The sequence below is a fragment of the Methanoculleus sediminis genome (assembly GCF_001017125.1).
Classification (GTDB): domain Archaea; phylum Halobacteriota; class Methanomicrobia; order Methanomicrobiales; family Methanoculleaceae; genus Methanoculleus; species Methanoculleus sediminis.
The window spans coordinates 494560-513911 of the sequence record NZ_JXOJ01000002.1 but is presented as its reverse complement, the minus strand read 5'-3'; the positions used below and the strand labels follow the sequence as shown (position 1 = coordinate 513911).

The window sequence follows — 19352 nt, the reverse complement described above, 5'->3', positions numbered from 1 at the left end:
AAATAGTGCGGGACCGTCCCGCCGCGAATATGTTTACTGTCTCCGTGCCGCTGCAAGCAGCCCGCAGAGGCCGAGGGCGGCGATCGCGATAACTCCCGGGAGCGCCGCCTGCGTTGGTTCCGGTGTCTCCGTGACCGTCGCCGTGGCCGTGGCCGTCGCCGTTACCTCGGCAACGGTCTCCGTGGGCGTCGGCGTTGAAGCATGGACGAACACGATGCTGTTATCATGGAGCACGCCGTCCGACCTGCTGTACGCGAAATACCGTCCGTAATGTCCTTTGAACGTATAGACGTTGATCGTGAAGTGACTGTCTTTCGCCACGCCGATGACCCGCTGGACCGGTTTTGCGGGGTTATCGTCCTGGTACTTCCGGAGTTCCGAGATTGCGTTGAACGAATCCGCATTGCGGAGGCCGATGAGGTCGAGGACGATCGGTTCGGCTCCCACCTCAATCGTGTCGCCGGGCTTCACCAGCCGTATACCGGTCTCCTGTGCGGCTGCCGGGACGACGAGCGCCAGGGAGAGGACTACGAGGATCGCGAGGAGATGTCGGGGTGTCAGTTTCTCATACGCCATAATTCCAAACTTGTTTTTACTATATATATGTATATTGAAATGCTGTCGGGGCTCTCGTTCCCCCTCCGGGGAATCTCCACGCTATCCAGCCGTTTTATCCTCTGCCCCATCTATTCTCTCCTTTCCCGACCGAATCATTGATGTAGGGCGAGGGCATCCCATGGTGAGGATGCCATGAAAGCCGACGGTCCGGATGCGGGAGATCCTGCCGGGAGCGGGCGGGTTATGAGACAGAAGACGAAGAGTCCCGCCGTCCGCCGCCTTCCGGCGGTCGTCGCCGTGCCGCTTGGCGTGACCTCTGCGTTCATCGTCAGGGACCGGGGCGTGCTCCTGGTCGATACCGGTAAACCCGGGGATGAGGCGGCCGTTCTGGCCGCGATGAAGCAGGCGGGCATCGGGCCTGATGAAATTACCCTGATCCTGGTCACGCACGGGCATCAGGAGAATTACGGGAGTGCCGACGCGCTCCGGGAACTGACCGGGGCCCCGGTCGCCGTTCACGAGGCCGATGCCGGTGCCATGCGCCTCGGGGTCGGCGGCCTGCGCTTTCCCGGCGGGGTCGTCCCGCGCCTGATCGGGCTTGCGGGCGGCAACGTCGCCTCCGGCCCGGGTGGCGTTGACCCCGATATCGTCATCGGGGGCGTTGCCGACCTTGCGGCCTTCGGGATCAGGGGCAGGGTCATCCCCACGCCGGGGCATACTCCCGGCTCGGTCTCGGTCTTCGTCGCCGGCGGGACCGCCATCGTCGGCGACCTGCTCTCTGCCCTGTTTCCGGGGGGGAGGGCCCGGCTGCCGTTCAGGACGGGCGACCCTGCCGCGGCGAGGAGAAGCATCCGGGGACTTCTTGCATTGGGGGTGGAACGGATCTACGCGGCGCACGGCGGCCCGTGGTCGGGGGCGGAAGTGTCAGGGCGTTTCGGGAACGGCCGGTGACGGGGGATGTGCAAAAAGGGGGTGGGTTGTTACTCGATGGTGAACGTCATCGAGAAGGTGGTCTCGTTTCCGGTCGTCTCTTCCCAGGACCGCTTGTAGATCGCGGAGAACTCACCGGCGCCCTTCTCAGCCGCGGTGTACTCCCACACGTGCACGCCCCCGGCGCCCACGAGTCCGGTCTCCGGCGCGATGTAGGTGTCGTTCACGTATTCGAGTCCGGCGGACGAGGTGACGTTCCACTCGTAGCCGGTCGTCGGGTTCTCGTCAAGGCTGATCGTGATCTCGCTCCCTGCCGGGAGGGTGACGGTCTCGTTGTTGTTCGTCTCGTTGAAGACGTACTCTGCGGCGGGCGCGGGCGTCGCGGTCTCTGCCGGAGTGGGCGTCGCGGTCGGGGTCCCTTCCTCCGTCGGCTGCGACGTGCAGCCGGCACCGAGGAGACACAGGACCAGCAATCCTGCCACCAGGACGCTAAAGATGCTCTTTCTCTGAACCATGCGATAAGGTCTCCCGGAATTGTTAAATACTTTTCTTAAACCCATGGAGATGCCATTCACTCTTTTGGCGCATCCTGATCCGATCGTTTCGTAACCGGCCATTTAACGCGAAATTCATGCACGCTCCAAAACGGTTTCAGGCTGATTTAAACGGTCGGTGCTGCAAAACGGCAACATATAAATATTTATCTTTCCTTTAGGACGTTTTGAGGGAACTATTGTGAGAAACAACTCTCCAGCAATAATTCTGGCACTCGTCGCGGTACTCGCGCTCTGTCTCATGACGGCGGGCTGTACGTCGAGTTCGTCGGATACGGACACGCCGCAGGCGACCGGCACGACGGTTCCTGCCGCCGCCAGCACCACCGCCTCCGGGGCCACAGCGGGCAGCGTGACCGCGGTTCCGTATACGGCGTTGATCCCGTTCCTCCCGAATGCGCCCGCGGGATGGACTGCAGAAGAGCCTGTAGGGGCGTCATGGACAGTCGAGGACGGCCAGTGGACCTGGGCGTCTCGTGATTACAGCAAGGACGATGCCTGGGCGACAATCATAATTCAGGACTCGGCCCACTACGACGTGGGCTACTGGGAGTCCTGGGACTCGTTTGTTTCGTTCGAGACGACCGAGGGCTACTACAAGCAGCGCACGGTCAGCGGCCACCCGTCCTGGGAGTACTACAGCAAACCCGACTCCTACGGCACCTGGATCGGCGTGAACGAACGGTTCATGGTCTATGTCAGCGTCGAAGGCGGTGCCAAGCAGGACCTCGATGCGTTCGTAAACGCCGTTAACTACGGCGGCATCGCGAACCTGAAGTAACCCCTAACCCTTCTTTTTATTCCCCGGTACGGCCGTGACGATGTAGTGGTACGGCCCCGACTCCGCGACCGTCCTGACCCGGAGCCCCGCCTCTGCCATCAGCGCCGCCGCATGCTCCGGGCTGAATTTCTTTGCCGTCGGCGGGCCGAGAGGGAGCGGCTCCTTCTTCCAGTCCACGTCTACGATCAGGCCTTCCGGTGCTGCCATCCTTCTCGCGTTTGCAAGCACCCGAACCGGATCGACGAAGTCGTGGAGGTCGATGCCGAAGAAGACGACGTCCGCACAGCCGTCGCAGAGAAGAATCTCCTCGGCCATCCCCTTATGGAGGACGACGTTGTCGAGTCCCTCGCGAAACGCTTTTTCCTGCAGGAGATCCAGCGCTTCGGCATCGATGTCGATCCCGCAGACGCGGCCGTGCGGCCCGACCGTCCGGGCGGCGGGAAGCGCGAAGAATCCCTCCCCGCATCCGACGTCGATGAAGGTCGCTCCGGGAGCAAGCCCGATCCCATCGAGGATGGACTCGGGGTGCTGCCAGCGCCGGCGGGCGGCTTCATCCTCGGGCAGGTGTCTCTGGGAACGCGGATGTTGCACCATACGCGGTCACGATGGCACGCACCCCAGATGAACCTGCCGTCTCCCGGCGGGAGTGCCGGAGATCTCTACGGCAGAGTTCCGGGGACACTCGACGGCAAAAACCGGAAAAGAGATTCGGGAGCGCGGGGCTCCCTCACTTCATCACCTTGCGGATCTTCTCCTGCACGTCCGGCTGTTCCGGGTTCATCTGGTGGGCGGTCTGGACATGCCCCTCGATCCGCTTCATCAGCTCGTTCTCGTTCTCCGCCTTCTCCTCGAACTCGCACTCGAGGCCGAGGTCCTTGCACCTGAACGTCTTCTGTTCCTGCATCTCTCTCACCGGCCGGGGTTGTATGCCGGGAACAATATAATAATATCCCCGCCGTTTTTTCTTCTTCCGGGGATGGCAGGGTTACGCCCCTCCCCCCGGGTGCGGCTCCTTCCTGCACTCCACCATCTCCCCGATCAGCCCGTCCCGGAGCGTGACGATCCGGCAGAAGTACTCCTTGTGCCAGTCCTCGTGCGAGACCATCACGATCGTCTGGTCGAGTTCCTCGTTTAACCGTGCAAAGAGGTCGAGGATGCTCTTTGAGGTCTGGCTGTCCAGGTTCGCGCAGGGTTCGTCGGCGAGCAGGATGCTCGGATTGTTCACGAGCGCCCGGGCTATCGCGACACGCTGCTGCTCGCCGCCCGAGAGTTCGCTCTGCCGGTGATCGATCCGGTCGCCGAGGCCGACCCGCCGGAGGATATCGGTGCTCCGTTCGAGATACTCGGCTTTCGGTGCTCCCCGGACGAGCGACGTTAAGTAGACGTTCTCGAGCGCGGTGAGTTCCCCGATGAGCGCGTAGTCCTGGAAGACGTAGCCGAGCCGGTTCAGCCGGAACTGGGTTCGCCGCTGGTCGGAGAGGGCCAGGACATCCGTCCCGTCGATCGTGACCCTCCCGGAGGTGGGGCGGTCGAGGAGCCCGAGGATATGGAGGAGCGTCGATTTGCCGCTGCCGCTCGCCCCCATGATCCCGACGAACTCGCCCCTGGCGACCTCGAGCGAGACGCCCGCAAGGGCGCGGACCTCCACCCTCCCCATCGTGTAGACCCTCGTGAGGTTTTCCGCGACGATCATCTTCTCAACCTCTGATTGCGGTGAGGATATCCTCCCGTGCAATCCGCCATGCCGGGATGTAGCCCGCCACCACCGAGACCGCGAAGAGGCTCGCGATGCTCCGGAGGATGGCCGACGCCTCCACGTCCGGGTAGACCGGGCCGCCGGGGAATACGAGCGGGTAGGCGGTCAGGTAGGTCGTCACCCCGGCGTTCAGCCCGATCCCGACGAGCGCCCCGACGGCGGTGATGAAGAGCACCTGGAGGACGTAGGAGTTGATGATGATCTGCTGGTCGATGCCGATGGCTTTCAGGATCCCGATCTGGCGGCGCCGGTTCACGGTGTTGATGAAGATCACGATGAAGACCACCACGATGGCGATGATCAGGCTGACGAGCGTCGAGATGGCGTTGATGATGTTGAAACTCTGGATCGCCTGCTCGACGAACCCTCCCGACTTCTCCCGGAACGTCAGGACATCCTCCTGGACGCCGTAGGAGAGGATCTCCCTCTTGTACGCCTCTTCCCTGCCGTTGACCGCGGTCTTCACCAGGATCGCGGACGCCTGATCATCGAGCCCGAGTACCCCGCTCATCTCGCGGGTGGTGACGAACGCCGCCGTATCGACGCCGAACGACTGGGTTTCGAAGATCCCCTTCACCCGGTAGGTTCGCGTCTCGCCGTTCGGGTAGGCCACCTCCACCGAATCGCCGACCTCGACCCCCTCAAGCGAGGGAAGGCCCCCCTCCTCCACCCCTTCCGTCCCCGCGAGGGTCGCGCCGATGATGATCGCGTCGGTATCGCCGCCCGAGAGGAACTCGCCTGCAGTCATGTACTCGGCGATCCTGGTCACCGACCGCTCGTCTTCCGGGGTTATGCCGTAGAGCGTGCTCGCGGCGTTGCGGCCCCGGTAAAAGAACGTCGCTCCGGCGGTTATGCGGGGCGATGTGCCCGTGATCCCCGGGATCTGCTCGACCTTCTTCTGGAGGCCGTCCACGCCGTCGATGTACCGGCTGCCTTCCCGGGGCTCGATGACCAGGTTTCCGACGTCGAAGTCGATCGACTGGGTATCGAAGGTCACGACGACCCCGGAGATGATGGAGGGGAGGAAGACCAGGTTCACGAAGATGAGAGCGATGATCATGATGGTGAGGGCGAGCGTCCCCTGGCTCCCGCGCTGGATAGACTTCCATGCCAGAAACGCGGAGACCCTGATGCCCGAAAACACCGCGGTCACTCCTCCTTTCGCCGCCGGTACCAGTAGATCGCGGCCGCGACGGCGATGACGAGGATGACAGCGACGGCCGCAATCGTCGGAACCGGGCTTTGCCGGGCAACGACGACCTGCAGGGGCTGTCTCGTCGTATGTTCGCCGTAGTCGTCGGTATACCGGACGACGAGGGTGTAGCCGAACTCCCCGGCCTCGTCGGCAACGAGTGAGAAGATGGCGGGCCCGTCGTTCCCCGGCTCGATCGTCCCGAGGAACGCTTCTTTTGAGCCCGGGAGAGTGAGATCCTCGATGGTCGCCCGGACCGATTCCGCATCCGCCGTCCCGGTGTTCTCCAGCCGGATCGTCAGGTCGACCGTGTCCCCGGCGGCGATCCGGGCGGGTTCGGTCCTGATGGAGGCGACGCCCATCTCGGCGCTGCCGACGACGGGGATCCCGATCGTCGCGACCTCTCTAGACAGCGCGAGGTCGGCGCCCCGGTAATCGACGGTGACGAGGATCGGCGTAAGCCCGAGCCGTGCGCTCGTGTCGGTCTCGAAGGTCAGGTTCAGGACGGCGTCATTCCCCGCCTCGATCTCGGGGATGTAGTAGTTCTCCGAGTTCCGCGGGGCGATCCCGCCGGAGGTGGCGTTGACGCCGATGGAGATGTCGCTTGCAGTGGCCTGGCCGTCGTTATGGATGGTCAGCGTGACGTTGAAGGCGTCGCCCGGGTCGACGGACGCCGGGACGGTTCTCTCCACCCGGAGCGCGGGTCTCTTGATCAGGGCGTGCGCGGAGTTGACGTTCACCGGCACGGGATACCGCACATCGGCCCCGTCCCGCACGCCGACCCAGACCTCCGGGAAGTAGATCCCCTCTTCTCCCGGGGCGCGAATCCGGAACGTAAGCGGGAAGGACTGGCCGGGGCCGATCTCGCCGATATCCTGGAAGCTCCCGCTCATGACCTCGACGTCCGTACTGTGCAGGAGCACGTTCTCGATGTAGGCGTTCTCTTCCGTCTCCTCCGAGGTGTTCATCTCCCCGGTGCCGGGGTCAAGCATGATGTTGAGCGGCGATCCCGCGGCCGGCAGGGCGGTGCTCGTGAGCACCACGGTGATCGTCCCTTCGTCGCCGGGCATCAGGACGGCAGGGGTGACGGTGAAGTTGGAGACGATCACCGACGGGGTGGCCGCGGACGCCGCTGCCGGGGCGAGCAGCAGAACGAGAATGAGTGCGCCCGCGAGACAACCGATCGTCTGCCGTCTTACGTCTCTCTGGGGCGCAGCCACGGATACCTGAATCATCCCTCATTCCTCCCGGGCAGATCTTCGGAGTCCTGGAGTCCCTGGTGTTTATATATAATCGTTGTGCATGGCTGCTCTCGCCTGCTCCGGGTGGGACGATACGCCGGGTATCGCGAAAACATTTTTATTGGCTGCACAATATATTACGTCCGGGATACGGGTGAGCCGGTACGGACCGGATGCGTGACTGCAACGATACCTCCATTCGTGATGCAACGCTTCAACACTCTCTGTACGTTCTCATACTCCCGTGCTGCTCTCCGTTCTCGCTCATCAGTCCCCCGTTTTTTGCTATTTCCGCCGAAAGACCGTCCTCCCGCACGGGGTATCCGGCGCACAGCCTCCCCGGTTATGAGCTGTCTTTATGACCCGCCGGCGGTATACTCCGTCCACATCGTGAGGGGGAAGAGATGGAGACGACCCAATGGCTGGTGACGCTGACGTTCAGGGTGACGGTAAGCGGCGTTCGTTCGAAGGACGACTCGGTGGCTGCAGGCCTGGAACAACTCAAACAGGATCTCTGCAGCGGAAAGGAGGTTCCGGTGGAGGCGAGCGTCCGAAGGATTACGAACCTTGTCGAGGAGGAGCCGATCTTCGGCGTGAGGTGGTGATCGCGGCCGGGGCGTGTCTATGGGCGTCACGCGGCGGGAAGTAAATGTCCGGAGGAAAACGCTTTTTTACCCCACCGCTCTCTTCGGCCCCATGTATGAACTTCCCGAAACGATCGCCGTCGATGTTGTTCTCCTGCCGCCCGGCCCGATCATGGATATGGCGATCGGCGCGAACCGGACACTGCTCGCCGGCTACCCGGACGGCGGGATACGTCTCGACAGGGAGAACTGCCTTCCGCACATCTCGGTCGCAATGTTCCCGGCAAGGAGCGGGGATATCCCGGAGATCGTCGCGAAGGTGGAGCGGATTACGCGACAGTGCTCCCCCATGGCCCTGGCCATCGACGCCGTTGCGAAACACCGTTCGAGCACGAGAGGGACCATCTCCGTCTTTCATATTCTCCGGACGGAGATCCTCCAGCTCTTTCACAAGAGCGTTATGAACTCCCTGAAACCCTACCCGGCACCGGCGACCGGCCCGGAGATGTTTGCCGGGGAGGCGTCCGCCCCGTCCGTCGACTGCCTTCTCCGGTTCCCGAAGACCTCCGTGTACGAGCGCTACTCGCCGCACATCACCATCGGGTTCGGCGACCTCCCGGAGATCATTCCCGGGATCGACTTCCCCATCCGGTTCGAGGTGACGAAGGCCGCTCTCTGCCACCTCGGGAGCCACTGTACCTGCCGACGGATCCTTGCCGTGTTCGATCTCGGTCTTCGGGCGCACGGGGGGCGCGGCGGGACGGCGGCCCGGCGGTAGACCGGAGTTACAGCAGCAGTGCTTTCACGTACGGCCGCGTACAGGCGACGCACCCCGAGCCGCGGTCGAGCGTCCCGATCTCGAGAACCTCGGCCGTCGGAGGCTCTCGCCGCATGCGGTCTGCAAACCCCGGATCGTGCTCCGCCATCGTCCGCAGGAAGATCGCAAACGGCATGAACGGCCGGGCCTGCACCGGGACGATCCGGAAGTCCTCGTAATCTGCGTCAGGCGTCGAGTTCCGGGCGAGGTCTTCGTCGAAGTAGAGGATGATCTCTACATTGAGGCGTTCCTGCAGGTCTTTCAGGCGATCGAGCCCGAGCCGCCCGCCGACTGCGAGCCCGAGCGCCTTGAGTTCCTCCGGCTCTCCGGGCGAGAAGGTCTCATAACCCGATTCCATCATGGTATTCCTCCTCCATAGCGTTTCACGGGGATTACCTTCTTTTCTCCGGTGGCACGCTCTATACGCCTCCGGGATACTTTCTTAACCGCGCTGTGCCCACTATCTGCATGGATTCGTTCGCGGTGGGTGCAGCGTTCGGGAGGCGCTGCGGATGAAGGTGACCGTCCTCGTGGATAACGCCACTCTCACCGACCGTTACTTCCTCGCGGAACCGGGGCTCTCGATCCACATCGAGGACGGCGGGACCCGGGTTCTCTTCGATGCCGGATACTCGGGCATCCTCGTCGCCAACGCCCGAAAGATGGGGATCGACCTTCTCCGCGTCGACGACATCGTCATCTCCCACGGCCACCTCGACCACACGTGGGGTCTCGACGCCCTCATCCGGCTCCATACCGAGGCTATCCTCGAGGGCCGCGAGCGTGTCGAACCCACGTTCATCGCCCATCCCGATGCGTTCCTCACCCGGAGCTGCGACGGCGTCGGGGAGATCGGGTGCCACCTCTCGGTCGAGGAACTCTTCCGGCACGGGAAAGTCCTCCTCACGCCGGCCCCCCTCCGGCTGACCGAGAACCTGGTCTTCCTCGGCGAGATCGAGCGGCGGTTCGAGTTCGAGAGGACACTCCCGTGCGGCTACGTCTACACCCCCGACGGCATCCGGGACGACACCGTCGTCGACGACACCGCGCTCGCCTGCAAAACCCCGGAAGGGCTCGTCGTGATGACCGGCTGCTCTCATTCAGGGATCTGCTCGATCGTCGAGCAGGCCCGCGAGGTCTGCAACGAGGATCGGGTCGCCGACGTCATCGGCGGGTTCCATCTCCTCGATGCGCCGCCGGAACAGATGCGGGGAATCCTCGACTATTTTGCAGAGGTGCGGCCGGCAGCCCTCCACCCCTGCCACTGCACCGACCTCGCGGCGAAGATTGCCCTCGCAAAGGTCGCGGACGTCCGGGAGACGGGTGTCGGGCTGCACCTCGAGTACGGGTAGGTCAGGGGCCGGGTTCCCGGAGGGCCGGGATCGCTCCGTGCTCCTCCTCGTAGGCGCGGACTGCCTCCGGGGCGCCGAGGAGGAAGCGGCGGGCGTTGTTGTAGACCGCGGGGTATGCACCGGGATCGAGACCGGCGAGGAGGCCGGCGAGCACCCCGACCACCGGAATACGGTGGCGGGGCTCCATTTTGTCGATGAACGCGAACGCATCGAGAGCCCGGACGGTGCTGTACTCGTTGACCGGGGCGAGCCGCCGGAGCACCTCTGCAAGGTAGTCCCTCCCCTCTTCGGTCTCGAGCGACCGCTTCCTGTTCAGCGCGAACCGCCCGTAGAGCGCCCGCTGCTGGTCGGCCTGCTCGAATGCGAAGGCGGGCGAGGACTCGATCCGCTCGAGAATGGGAACGAGGTCGTCGCAGTCGCTCCCGGCGACGGCGGCGAGGAACGACTCCCACGCGACGGGGCTCGTTGTCGAAAAGGCTCCGAACGCCTCGAGGATCTCCTGCCGTTCCGGAGCGCTGCTCTCGAGGATCAGCGAGAACGCGGCGAGCCGGTCGGTTGCGGCAGTCGCTTCCCGGAACTGGTGAAGAAGGAGCCGGTGAACCTCCGGGGTGTCGAGTGTCGCGAGGATCGAAAGGCAGGTATTCTTCCTCTGCCGGTTCCGGATCGCCGCGGCCTCTTCCTCCAGGCTGCCCGGCCCGGCGGGAGTGTCTTTTGCCGCCTGCCGGTAGATGCGGAGGAGGGTCTCGCCGCCACGTGCGGCGACGGCGGCATAGATCGCCTGCCGCGCGTCATGGAGCGCCCGGTAACGATGGGCGAACCGCTCGTCCTCCACCGAGGGGAAGATGGTCAGGAACTGCCCGCCCGCCTCGTTCATGAGAGAGTCGTCGGCGAGGAGGGCGGCGCAGAGGTCGGCGAACCGGTCGGAGACGGCTGCACCCGGTTCCTCGAGAATCCGGAGCATCTCCCGGTCGGCGAGCGCGAGGAAGGCGGTGAACCGGCCGACGATATCGGGGTCTCTCTCGACCTGGAGGTAGAGTTCGTCCTCCGGCGCCCGGTATGCCGTCTTCCCATAGAAAGAGTAGCCGCGGTTGAGCGAGAGGAACGCGGGGCGGTCAACGCCGTCGAGGACGATCTCTCCGGCCTCGTCGGCGATCCGGACGGTCGTCTCCCGGATCTCCCCGCCCCTGGCGTCGACGAGCGCGAACCGGAACGGGAACTGCCGGAGACGGCCTCCGGGCGAGCGGCTCTGGCGGTAGGCGAGGGTGAACCGCCGGGCGGCCGGGTCGTATGCGGGGGATACCGCGAGTACCGGGTACTCCTTCTCCTTCAGCCAGACCGCAGCCATTCCCGAGAAGTCCTGCCCCGAGACCTCCTCCATGCAGCGCAGCCAGTCAGCCCGCGAGGCGTTCGCGTGCCGGAACCGGTCGTGGTAGCGGCCGAGCGCCTCGGCGAACGCCTCCCTCCCCATCAGCGTCTCGATCATCCTGACGAACTCGGGGGCTTTCACGTAGGTGACGCCGGTGATGAGGTCGTTCGGGTCGTTGAAACCGTCCGGCTCGATCGGCATCGACCCTGCGCCCCGATCGAGCGTGAGCGTCCCGGCCGCGGGGTCGAGGAGGTCGAGCACGGTCTTGATACGGGAGTAGGCCTCGCCGAAGAGGAAGGCATGGTGCTGGTTCTTGACGTGGACGGTCACGGCCTCGTTCAGCCAGATCTCGAACGGGCTCCACCCGGTCACCTCGGAGCCGTTCTCGTTGTGGTAGTACTCGTGAATCTTCACCCGGATCAGGTACTCGAAGGCCGGGTCGGTGGTATCGGGCCCGGGCATGATCCGGTTCGCGGCGATCGTCGTGTTCCCGACGTTCTCCATCCCGCCGAAGTCGGAGTTCTGCATGGCGATCTCCCGGTAGACCGCCCCCGTGTAGGCGTAGCCCGGCGTGATGGTCGAGATGAGTTCTTTGAGCGTCTTCCTGGTCTCTTCGAGCGCTTCAAGATCCCCGGAGCGTTTCGCCTCGTCGCGCACCCGCGTAAGACGCCACACCTCCTCCCGGGTCTCGCGATCGCGGTACTGCTCCGGGCCGGTGAAGAGGTGGACCCACATCACCCCGTCCGCGAGGATATCGAGCGCACGCTCCGCAGCCGCTGCATCCGAGCCGGTTTTCGCGAGGAGTTCGAGGGCGAACGTCCGTCCGTCGGGGTACTCGAACTCGCGCCGGTGGGTGTCGTAGCACCCCACCCCGAGGAAGAAGAGGTAGGGCGCCATCGGGGTTCTGGTGTTCTCGTATCTCTGCACGGAGCGGCCGGGAGCGCAGGGGATCCGATCTCCTGCCGGGTCGCCGTTCGATATGGTGTTCGTGTACCCGTTGTCCGCGACGATCGTCGTCGTGTAGGTGCACTTCGCGGTCATGTCGTCGAGGCAGGGAACCAGCCGCTGGAACCCCCACTGCTGGCACTGGGTGATCTGGGTGGGCGGCCCGCCGGGACAGAGCCCGTCATAGTAGAGGCCTTCGAGAACGTGGGTGCTCGGCCGGCAGATCGTCTCGGTCTCAAGGGTGAATTGTGTCCGGGGCGGGACGGCGGGATCGAAGGCGACGGTGAGGGTCGCCGCGTCCCGGTCGTAGGTATGGGTGACGGCACGTCCGGCGGACTCCACGCGGAGAATGTCCAGATCGCGGGCGTTCAGGGAGAGCGACGAGAGCGGTGCGTCGAGGGTCCCGGCGGTGAGGGCGGAGACGACCCGGGTGTGGCCGTCGTAGACGTCGAAGACGAGGTCCATGTGGACGACCCGGACGGGGAGCGCCCCGAAGTCCTCCGGGTAGTAGCGAAAGAGCCTCCGCTCTCCGCCTTCTCCGGTCAAAATCCCGCCTCGCCGGTGATCTCGCGGAGGGCACGGCGGATCGCCGTCCGGACTTCGGGCTCCTCCTCGTCCTCGAGCGCGGCGGAGAGGTTGTCTGCCGCCCGCCGGTCGCGGAGTTTCCCGAGCGCTTCGGCGGCGGCCACCCTGACGTCCTTCTTTTTGTCCGCAAGAAGGGGGAGGAGGGGCTCGACCGCGCGCCGATCGCCGAGTTCGCCGAGCGACCAGGCGGCGCCGCGCCGCGCCCACCGGTCGCGGTCCTCGAGGAGAAGGAGGAGCGGTTCGACCGCCCGCGCGTCGTGAAGTCTCCCGAGCGCCTGCGCGGCGACCCACCTGACCTCGTTCTCGCGGTCCGCGAGGGCGGCGATCAGCGGCTCGACTGCGCGGGGATCGGCGCACTCCCCGAGCGCCTCGGCCGCCCGCAGCCGGTAGGGGGTGCTCTCGTCCGAGAGCTGCTCGATATACTTGCCGATGTTCTCCTCGCGCCGCTTCTCCCTGTCCTCCATGAGGCGTTTTACCGAGCGCTCCATCTCAATCCCTCCAGATTCTCCCCGCACACCAGATGTCGTTTACGGTATATAGCATCTGGCACGGCATCATCCCGCCGCCGTCAGCGCCGGTTACGCTGATATCTCTTCTTCCTCGCCGACGACGTCGAACGCGACGATCCTGTAGTTGTAGTACCGCCCATCGGGATCGGTGAAGAAGAGAAAGACCATCAGCCCGTGCTCGTCCGAGATCCAGAGTTCGGCGTCTTCGTCGATGGTATGGTACTCGAAGCCGAATCCGGCAAGCGCCTCCTCGATGGCGGTGTCCGTACCCATGTCGCTGACCATCTCGAATGTCGCGGCCAGGGGGTACTGCTGTTCCTCGAGTGCGGATACCTGGAGCCGCGCCTGTTTCTCTGCAAGGAAGAGATTGTCCAGGGTAGCCATGATCTCCTGTGCGACCGAATCCACTTCGTCCGGCTCCATACCTGTACCTTGGATTTACCGGCTATATGGATGTTGGGCGCTTGCGCCGGTGAGGGCGCAAAGGCCCCTGCAGAGCGGAGAATTATTGTTTCGTTTCTATCGGCACAATGGGAAATTATTTTTCTCATCGTTGGCCGGATACGTCTTTATCCTCGCCACGGCGCCACCATAACGAAACCCTAAAACATCCTGATACAGATAGAAGTCTAATGGCAGAAGGCAGGCTCAAGATCGTCGTTTTTGGTTCCTTCAATGCAGGCAAGTCCAGCTTCATCCAGGCACTCGACCCCCGCAGCCGTCACATCGAGGCGTCCTCGGAAGAGGGTCCCACGACCGTTGCGTTCGATTTCGGCAGATTGATGGTGGGAGACAAGTCCATCTTCCTCTTCGGCACGCCGGGGCAGGAGCGGTTCGAGTTTGTCCGGCAGATCCTCTCGCGCGGGATGGACGGCGCGATCATCGTCGTGGACGCCACAACGGGAGTGGACGCAATGACCCGGCATCTTTATGACCAGTTGAAGGCCCTCAAGGTCCCGCTCGCGTTCATGGCGAACAAGTGCGACAGTCCCGGTGCGGTGCCCGAGGCCGTCAGCCGTGACCTCCCCGGGGAGATGGTGCATCCGATCTCCGCGCGGAACGGCGAGAACGTCCATGCGGCTCTTGACGCCTTCGTCGCGACTCTGCCCGCCAGGTAGCGATCAATTTTACTGCCTCGAGGTCGTTCTTCTCTACGGACAATGACCCGCAAAGAGACCCATGTCAGGGAGGTTGCCCGGCTGCTCACGGGTTTACTCTCGAGCGGCGACGCCGGGAGTCTGCTTGCCTACCTGATCGCGGAGAGCCGTCTTCCCGGACCCCGGGCGAATCTCGAGCTTGCGGCGGCGTTTGCCGGGACCGTGCAGGAGTTTGCCGTTGCCGATCCCGGCGATCTGCGGATCCTGTGGAACCTCTGCGTCGAGCTGGCCTGCGTCTCTCCGGAAGATGCCCCGACGGGCGATCCGCATGAGTTTCTCGGGTTCTGCGGTGTTCGGGGCATCGGGGCGATCGGGTCGGTATCGCCGGGATGCGTCGAGGCGGCGCTCACGCACCTCGCGGAGGCCTCCGTCGATCCGCGGTGGCGAATCAGGGAAGCGGTGGCGATGGGGCTTCAGGATCTCCTCTCCCGGCAGCGGGACACGGTGGTCCCGGAACTGGAGGGCTGGGTGGAAGGGGGTTCCTGGCTTGCCATGCGGGCCGCGGTCGCGGGGATTGCCGAACCGGATCTTCTGGCCGAGCCCGACCTCGCGGAGACGGCGCTCCGGTTCCACCGGAAGATCCTGATCCGCGTCTACACCGCGAAAGAGAGGCAGTCCGAGGCGTTCCGTACGCTCCGGAAGGCGCTCGGCTACACGCTCAGCGTGGTCGTCGTCGCCCTTCCCGCGATAGGCTTTGAGTACCTGCGGCAGCTTGCGACCCTCGACGATCAGGATATCCGGTGGATCGTGAGAGAGAACCTCAAGAAGAACCGGCTCGAGAAGCAGTATCCCGAGACGGTGCAGCACATCCGGGCGCAGATGGCGTAGAGGGGGAGCTCCCGGATTCGAAACTCTCTGGTGCTCCTGCTCCGCCTGCCCCTCTGGGGCACGCGTCGCATTTGAAGCCTTACCGCTTCTCGAACTCCTTTCCCTTCGCACCTGACGGCGCAAAGTGGAAGTCGTTTACTCAACAACTGCCGATGCCTTCTCGTCGAAGGGGTTTGTCCGCATCGCGAGCGAGAAGAGATACGGGTAGTTCTTCTGCAGGTAGCGCATGTAGTCCAGCCATTCGCGGATCAGGAGGCCGTAGATTCGCTCGAGGTCTCTTGCGAGATGCGCCGTGTCGGTCTCCGGCAGATCGGAGAATCCGGGCCGGCGCTGCAGTTCTTCGTTGAAGTGAAAGACCGCCATGAGGAGTTCGGTGAACGCCTCGTGCTCGAGGAGTACGGGGTTCTCCAGCAGCCGCAGGAGGAAATCCTCGCGCGACCCGAGGAACCGCTTGACGGCGGGGAGGTCGATCTTCTCCATCCCGACACGGCACGGGTGCTGCTTCAGCCGCGATTCTACTTCCCGGAACGTCTCGTCGGTCCAGGTGTCGTCGACCAGGAGCAGCGGCCGGACCCCGTCGAGATCGGGATCGTTGTCGGAGACGTAAGTCAGGAGCTGTGTCCCGATCGCCGAGAAGAACGTCCCGATGACCATGTTCAGTTTCTCCATCCTCTGCCGCCGGTCGCGGGACGCCAGCACCTGGTGAAAGACGACCGTTACCAGGAGGATCTCGAGCGGGAGGAACGCGATGTCGCCGAGCGTGTAGATGCTGATGTGAAAGATGTCCCGAAAGATCAGGAAATGCAGGGCGTAGAGCACGACCGAGAGGAGGATGAGGGCCGTCCCCAAACCGATCAGCCACCGTTGTTCGTCCATTGCTCGGGCCTATGCACCCCGGGATCTCATGAAACCCGCGGCCATGCGGTGAAGCGGTCCGCTACCGCTAGATGTCATAGCGCTCCCACGCCTCCTCGACGTGCAGCGCCTGCATCCCGAACCTCCGTGGAGCATCGACGTCGTTCTCGGCGTTGTCCCCGATGAAGAGAACTTCAGGGGCGGAAACTCCCATCCGCTCGAGCGCCGCCGCGTATATCCGGGCATCCGGCTTCTGGTAGCCGAGGTCTGAGGAGAAGACGGCGAAGCCGAGACGGTCGTAGAGCCCGAGCGCCCGCATCTCGCGTTCCGAGAATACCCGCTGCCCGTTCGAGACGACCCCCGTCTTCTTTGCGCCGAAGAGGTCGAGCAGCCTCCGGCTCTTTTCGATGACGCCGAGACGCCGGAGCGATGCGGCCCGGAACGCCCGGGCGGACTCGATGCCGAGCCGCTTCGGGTCGATCTCCCAGACGGCATGTTCGACGCAGATGCCGGCAAAGACCTCCTCGACCCGAACTTCGGGGTAAGGCTCTGCGGTCCGCTCGATCGCTTCCCTGACCCGGCAGGTGTAGAGACCCTGCAGGTCCTCGGGAGCGATCCGGACCCCCTGATAGATGAGCCACCGCGAGAGGCACCGGTAGGTCTCGATATCCCGCTCGTCGGTCAGGATGTCGATGAGCGTCCCGTAGCAGTCGAAGAGGACTCCCGTTACCGGTGGATCGCGCCGAGACATGCCTCCGCCTCCGCTAAAAGCCGGTCGCGTTCCGCCGCCCGCCAGGGCAGCCGTGCGATTCTGAGGTGCCCGAGCGCCATGAAGAAGGGGAGGACAGCGGTATGGCGCCGGAACTCCTCAACACTACGGCTGTAGTGCCAGAGCAGGTGGCCGATGTAGTCTTCGGCAGTCGAGATGCTTCCGCCCGATGCTCTGAGCTCCGCGGCGAGGATACCGAGGTCGCGGACGGGGTGGGTGTGGTTCCGGGCCCCTTCGAAGTCGATTGCACAGATCCCGCCGTCGAAGAGGTAGTTACTGAGCGTGGCATCGCCGTGGACCGTGCACCCCTCGCGGTTGAGCCGCGTGCTGTGCCACCACGCCCCGAGCAGGCGGTCGAACCGCTTTCTCCGGGAATCCGGGAGGTTGTTCTGGTCGAGAATCGCGTGAAAGTAGGCGAAGTCGCGCTCCCGTTTGCAGGAGACCCGCGTTCCGTCGTGGAGCCGGCGGAGCAGGTGTGCAACGCCGGTCAGGGGGTCGTACAGGGATGCCCCTGCATCGAGGAGTTCCCGCAGGGTCGGGCCCGGAACATACTCGGTCACGAGGACGGAGTTAAACCGGCTGTTCGTGGCGATGGCATGGGGGACGCGGATCCAGCCGGACACACGGCGGAGCCGCGAAAACTCGTTCTTCATCGCCGTGTCCGCGTTGTAGCGGGTTCTCGCACCGGTCGGCGCGCCGAAGAATTTGCCGACTACGCTCAATCCCGTTCCGGGAAACTCGTACCGGCAGACGACATGCGATGCAGGCTCTACCCGATAGACCCGGGTTTTACCGTTCCACCCGGACAACCGGTCGGCCAGGACTTCCGCGAGCCAGTTCCCGAACGCATCGTCGGCCTTCAGGTATCCTTTCCTGGTGATCAACTGCCGTACCACCGGGGGTCCCGGGGTTCTGCAGGGCAATGAAGGTACCCCCGGCACCAGACCCACACCTTTTTACCGTCCCGACGTCTTAACCGGGTGCACCGGCATCGGCGTGGGTGACGAGCCATGATACCGTTTCGCGAGTTTCTTGAGAAGATCCGGCCTGCCGTCGACCGCCGGATCGCGGAGACGGCAGGAGGCGAGGGCGAGATCGACTCCGCCGTCCTCCCTCTTCTCTCGAAGGGGAAGCGGATGCGGGCAGGACTCCTCCTCTACATCCACGCCGGTCTCGCCCGTACGGCGGCGCCCACCCGGCAGGCGCTCGACCTCGCCTGCGCTGTCGAGCTCGCCCACGCCGCAAGCCTCATCCTCGACGACATGCTGGACGGGGATACCGCCCGGCGGGGCGTCCCCTCCCTCCACCTCACCCGGGGGGAGGGTCGGGCCGTCCTCGACGCCGTCGGCATCCTCGCCCTCCCCTACGCGCTCGCCGCTCCTTACGGTGCCGGGTACGTGACGATGCTTGCGTCGGCCCAGCGGAAGATGGCCCGGGGCGTGGCCTGGGAGATGCTCGGGGGACCGGTTCTCCCGGCGGCCGAACTCTACGACGCGATCATCGCCAGAAAGACGGGGTGCCTCTTCTCGCTCGCGGCCGCCTGGGGCGCCATGGCGACGGGGAAGGAGGATACGGTCGTCGCCGCGTTCGGCGAGTTCGGCCTCGCCGCCGGGAAGGCGATGCAGGTCGCCGACGACATCGCGGATCTCCGCGCACCCGGCGCGGGGGCCCGCGACTCCCGGCCGGGGTCGGAGGCGCTCCTCCTCCGGTGCGTCCCGGGGGGTAACGGAACCCGGCAGACGCTGGGAATGATTCTCGAGCGGGAGGTGAGCGGTGCGGCCGCCCGGATCGCGGATGCCGGACGGCGGCGCGTCCCCCCGGAAGGGTGGGAACCGTTCGGGCAGGCGGTCAGGGATATCGTGGGGCTCACGATGGCGGGAGAAGTGCCTGCCGGTTGACGGCACGCCGTTCCCGGTTCGAGATCTTACGCAACGATAAATACCGCCCCGCCCCATATTCCTGTGAGAGAGATCATGCCGGTAATAACCATCCGTATGGCCGAAGGACGGACACTTGAACAAAAACGGATACTCGCAGACGAGATCACCGCCGCGGTCACGAAGACGTTCGGCGTCGAGCCGCAGGTGGTCACCATCTTCTTCGAGGAACTCAAGACCGAGAGCATCGCCCGGGCAGGAAAACTCCTCTCGGAGTCGTAGCCCCCGGAGCGTCGAATACTTTTTTGCCGGGAGACTCCTCCCGTGAACGGACGGAATCATGGCACGCGAACTTGACGAGAAGGACTTTGCCATCCTGCGGAAGCTGGCGCCCGAGTACAGCGGTATTCTCTGCCCGGAATCGGGGCACGAGTTCCACTCGATCCTCCCGCCGGTCTCCAACCACATCGCAGCGGACGAGGAAGATTTCGCGGAGCGGGTCGCCCGGCTCTCGGACGAGGACTGGAGATATCTCGCCGACCAGATCCTCTCCGGCCGGGAAGACCTCGGGTGCATGCCCGAGGAGGATATCGAGACCGTTCTCGTCCGTATCCGGGAGGCTGTATCGGAGGAGGCGGCCGGGAGGGTCGAACGGCTCTACCACCTCTCCGGGTGCGGGATGCTTTAGGTATTGGC

At 64.4% G+C, this 19352-nt stretch carries 24 protein-coding genes; 10 read left to right on the top strand and 14 right to left on the bottom strand.

The features are described from left to right. Nucleotides 1-33 precede the first annotated feature (33 nt). The gene (locus tag SZ63_RS05345) at nt 34-576 is read right to left on the bottom strand and encodes a hypothetical protein (protein ID WP_048182284.1); all 543 of its coding nucleotides are present in this window, start codon (nt 574-576) and stop codon (nt 34-36) included. Nucleotides 577-801: 225 nt separating this feature from the next. On the opposite strand from SZ63_RS05345, the gene SZ63_RS05340 reads away from it, so the two are divergent. Next, nucleotides 802-1509, top strand: a complete 708-nt coding sequence (locus SZ63_RS05340; RefSeq protein WP_241481251.1) for an MBL fold metallo-hydrolase — start codon at nt 802-804, stop codon at nt 1507-1509. A gap of 29 nt (nt 1510-1538) precedes the next feature. Here the strand turns inward: SZ63_RS05340 and SZ63_RS05335 are convergent, their stop codons facing one another. Next, complete coding sequence (locus tag SZ63_RS05335) at nt 1539-2003, bottom strand: protease inhibitor I42 family protein (protein WP_048182278.1); 465 nt, start codon at nt 2001-2003, stop codon at nt 1539-1541. A 220-nt stretch (nt 2004-2223) separates the two neighbouring features. Here SZ63_RS05335 and SZ63_RS05330 point away from each other — a divergent pair, with 220 nt between their 5' ends. Continuing rightward, the gene (locus tag SZ63_RS05330) at nt 2224-2823 is read left to right on the top strand and encodes a hypothetical protein (protein WP_156168383.1); all 600 of its coding nucleotides are present in this window, start codon (nt 2224-2226) and stop codon (nt 2821-2823) included. 3 nt (nt 2824-2826) lie between these two features. Here the strand turns inward: SZ63_RS05330 and SZ63_RS05325 are convergent, their stop codons facing one another. From SZ63_RS05325 to SZ63_RS05310, 5 genes are all read right to left on the bottom strand, one after another. Next, complete coding sequence (locus tag SZ63_RS05325) at nt 2827-3417, bottom strand: class I SAM-dependent methyltransferase (RefSeq protein ID WP_048182274.1); 591 nt, start codon at nt 3415-3417, stop codon at nt 2827-2829. Between the two features lie 133 nt (nt 3418-3550). Then, on the bottom strand, nt 3551-3727 hold the full coding sequence (locus SZ63_RS12630) for a DUF1059 domain-containing protein (protein WP_082122658.1): 177 nt from the start codon (nt 3725-3727) through the stop codon (nt 3551-3553). A gap of 81 nt (nt 3728-3808) precedes the next feature. Then, nucleotides 3809-4516 (bottom strand): ABC transporter ATP-binding protein, encoded by a 708-nt coding sequence (locus SZ63_RS05320; protein WP_048182270.1) that lies wholly within the window; start codon nt 4514-4516, stop codon nt 3809-3811. Between the two features lie 4 nt (nt 4517-4520). Next, nucleotides 4521-5732 carry an ABC transporter permease gene (locus SZ63_RS05315; RefSeq protein WP_241481250.1) on the bottom strand — a complete coding sequence of 404 codons (1212 nt, stop codon included), beginning with the start codon at nt 5730-5732 and terminating at the stop codon, nt 4521-4523. Then, entirely contained in the window at nt 5729-7006 is a 1278-nt protein-coding gene (locus tag SZ63_RS05310; protein WP_048182267.1) for a COG1361 S-layer family protein, read from the bottom strand. The genes SZ63_RS05315 and SZ63_RS05310 overlap by 4 nt, the downstream gene beginning before the upstream one ends. 410 nt (nt 7007-7416) lie before the next feature. On the opposite strand from SZ63_RS05310, the gene SZ63_RS05305 reads away from it, so the two are divergent. Further along, nucleotides 7417-7617, top strand: coding sequence for a hypothetical protein (locus tag SZ63_RS05305; protein ID WP_048182264.1), 201 nt, complete (start codon nt 7417-7419; stop codon nt 7615-7617). A 91-nt stretch (nt 7618-7708) separates the two neighbouring features. Further along, complete coding sequence (locus tag SZ63_RS05300; protein ID WP_241481249.1) at nt 7709-8374, top strand: 2'-5' RNA ligase family protein; 666 nt, start codon at nt 7709-7711, stop codon at nt 8372-8374. A gap of 7 nt (nt 8375-8381) precedes the next feature. Here the strand turns inward: SZ63_RS05300 and SZ63_RS05295 are convergent, their stop codons facing one another. Next, nucleotides 8382-8774 (bottom strand): hypothetical protein, encoded by a 393-nt coding sequence (locus SZ63_RS05295; protein ID WP_048182259.1) that lies wholly within the window; start codon nt 8772-8774, stop codon nt 8382-8384. Nucleotides 8775-8925: 151 nt separating this feature from the next. Between SZ63_RS05295 and SZ63_RS05290 the strand changes: the two genes are divergently transcribed. Beyond that, the gene (locus SZ63_RS05290; RefSeq protein WP_048182256.1) at nt 8926-9765 is read left to right on the top strand and encodes an MBL fold metallo-hydrolase; all 840 of its coding nucleotides are present in this window, start codon (nt 8926-8928) and stop codon (nt 9763-9765) included. 1 nt (nt 9766) lies between these two features. On the opposite strand, the gene SZ63_RS05285 is transcribed toward SZ63_RS05290, so the two are convergent. From SZ63_RS05285 to SZ63_RS05275, 3 genes are all read right to left on the bottom strand, one after another. Further along, nucleotides 9767-12622 carry a M1 family metallopeptidase gene (locus SZ63_RS05285; protein ID WP_048182253.1) on the bottom strand — a complete coding sequence of 952 codons (2856 nt, stop codon included), beginning with the start codon at nt 12620-12622 and terminating at the stop codon, nt 9767-9769. Beyond that, a complete protein-coding gene (locus tag SZ63_RS05280; protein WP_048182250.1) occupies nt 12619-13149 on the bottom strand; it encodes a HEAT repeat domain-containing protein in 531 nt (176 codons plus the stop codon). The genes SZ63_RS05285 and SZ63_RS05280 overlap by 4 nt, the downstream gene beginning before the upstream one ends. Before the next feature lie 90 nt (nt 13150-13239). Further along, nucleotides 13240-13593: a hypothetical protein gene (locus SZ63_RS05275; RefSeq protein WP_048182247.1), complete on the bottom strand. Its 354-nt coding sequence runs from the start codon at nt 13591-13593 to the stop codon at nt 13240-13242. A gap of 209 nt (nt 13594-13802) precedes the next feature. Between SZ63_RS05275 and SZ63_RS05270 the strand changes: the two genes are divergently transcribed. Both SZ63_RS05270 and SZ63_RS05265 read left to right on the top strand, forming a co-directional pair. Next, entirely contained in the window at nt 13803-14288 is a 486-nt protein-coding gene (locus SZ63_RS05270; RefSeq protein ID WP_048182244.1) for a GTP-binding protein, read from the top strand. 42 nt (nt 14289-14330) lie between these two features. Further along, on the top strand, nt 14331-15155 hold the full coding sequence (locus tag SZ63_RS05265) for a hypothetical protein (RefSeq protein WP_052959066.1): 825 nt from the start codon (nt 14331-14333) through the stop codon (nt 15153-15155). 135 nt (nt 15156-15290) lie between these two features. Here SZ63_RS05265 and SZ63_RS05260 read toward each other — a convergent pair whose 3' ends face one another. The 3 genes from SZ63_RS05260 to SZ63_RS05250 form a co-directional block, all read right to left on the bottom strand. Beyond that, nucleotides 15291-16031 (bottom strand): hypothetical protein, encoded by a 741-nt coding sequence (locus SZ63_RS05260; protein WP_048182242.1) that lies wholly within the window; start codon nt 16029-16031, stop codon nt 15291-15293. Nucleotides 16032-16098: 67 nt separating this feature from the next. Next, the gene (locus SZ63_RS05255; RefSeq protein ID WP_048182239.1) at nt 16099-16761 is read right to left on the bottom strand and encodes an HAD family hydrolase; all 663 of its coding nucleotides are present in this window, start codon (nt 16759-16761) and stop codon (nt 16099-16101) included. Next, entirely contained in the window at nt 16737-17675 is a 939-nt protein-coding gene (locus SZ63_RS05250) for a phosphotransferase (protein ID WP_052959065.1), read from the bottom strand. The genes SZ63_RS05255 and SZ63_RS05250 overlap by 25 nt, the downstream gene beginning before the upstream one ends. A 114-nt stretch (nt 17676-17789) precedes the next feature. On the opposite strand from SZ63_RS05250, the gene SZ63_RS05245 reads away from it, so the two are divergent. The 3 genes from SZ63_RS05245 to SZ63_RS05235 all read left to right on the top strand — a co-directional run bounded on the left by SZ63_RS05245 (nt 17790) and on the right by SZ63_RS05235 (nt 19344). After that, on the top strand, nt 17790-18677 hold the full coding sequence (locus SZ63_RS05245; RefSeq protein WP_048182238.1) for a polyprenyl synthetase family protein: 888 nt from the start codon (nt 17790-17792) through the stop codon (nt 18675-18677). Nucleotides 18678-18752: 75 nt separating this feature from the next. After that, nucleotides 18753-18938, top strand: a complete 186-nt coding sequence (locus tag SZ63_RS05240) for a 2-hydroxymuconate tautomerase (RefSeq protein ID WP_048182235.1) — start codon at nt 18753-18755, stop codon at nt 18936-18938. A 58-nt stretch (nt 18939-18996) separates the two neighbouring features. Further along, the gene (locus SZ63_RS05235; protein ID WP_048182232.1) at nt 18997-19344 is read left to right on the top strand and encodes a hypothetical protein; all 348 of its coding nucleotides are present in this window, start codon (nt 18997-18999) and stop codon (nt 19342-19344) included. Nucleotides 19345-19352: the final 8 nt, after the last annotated feature.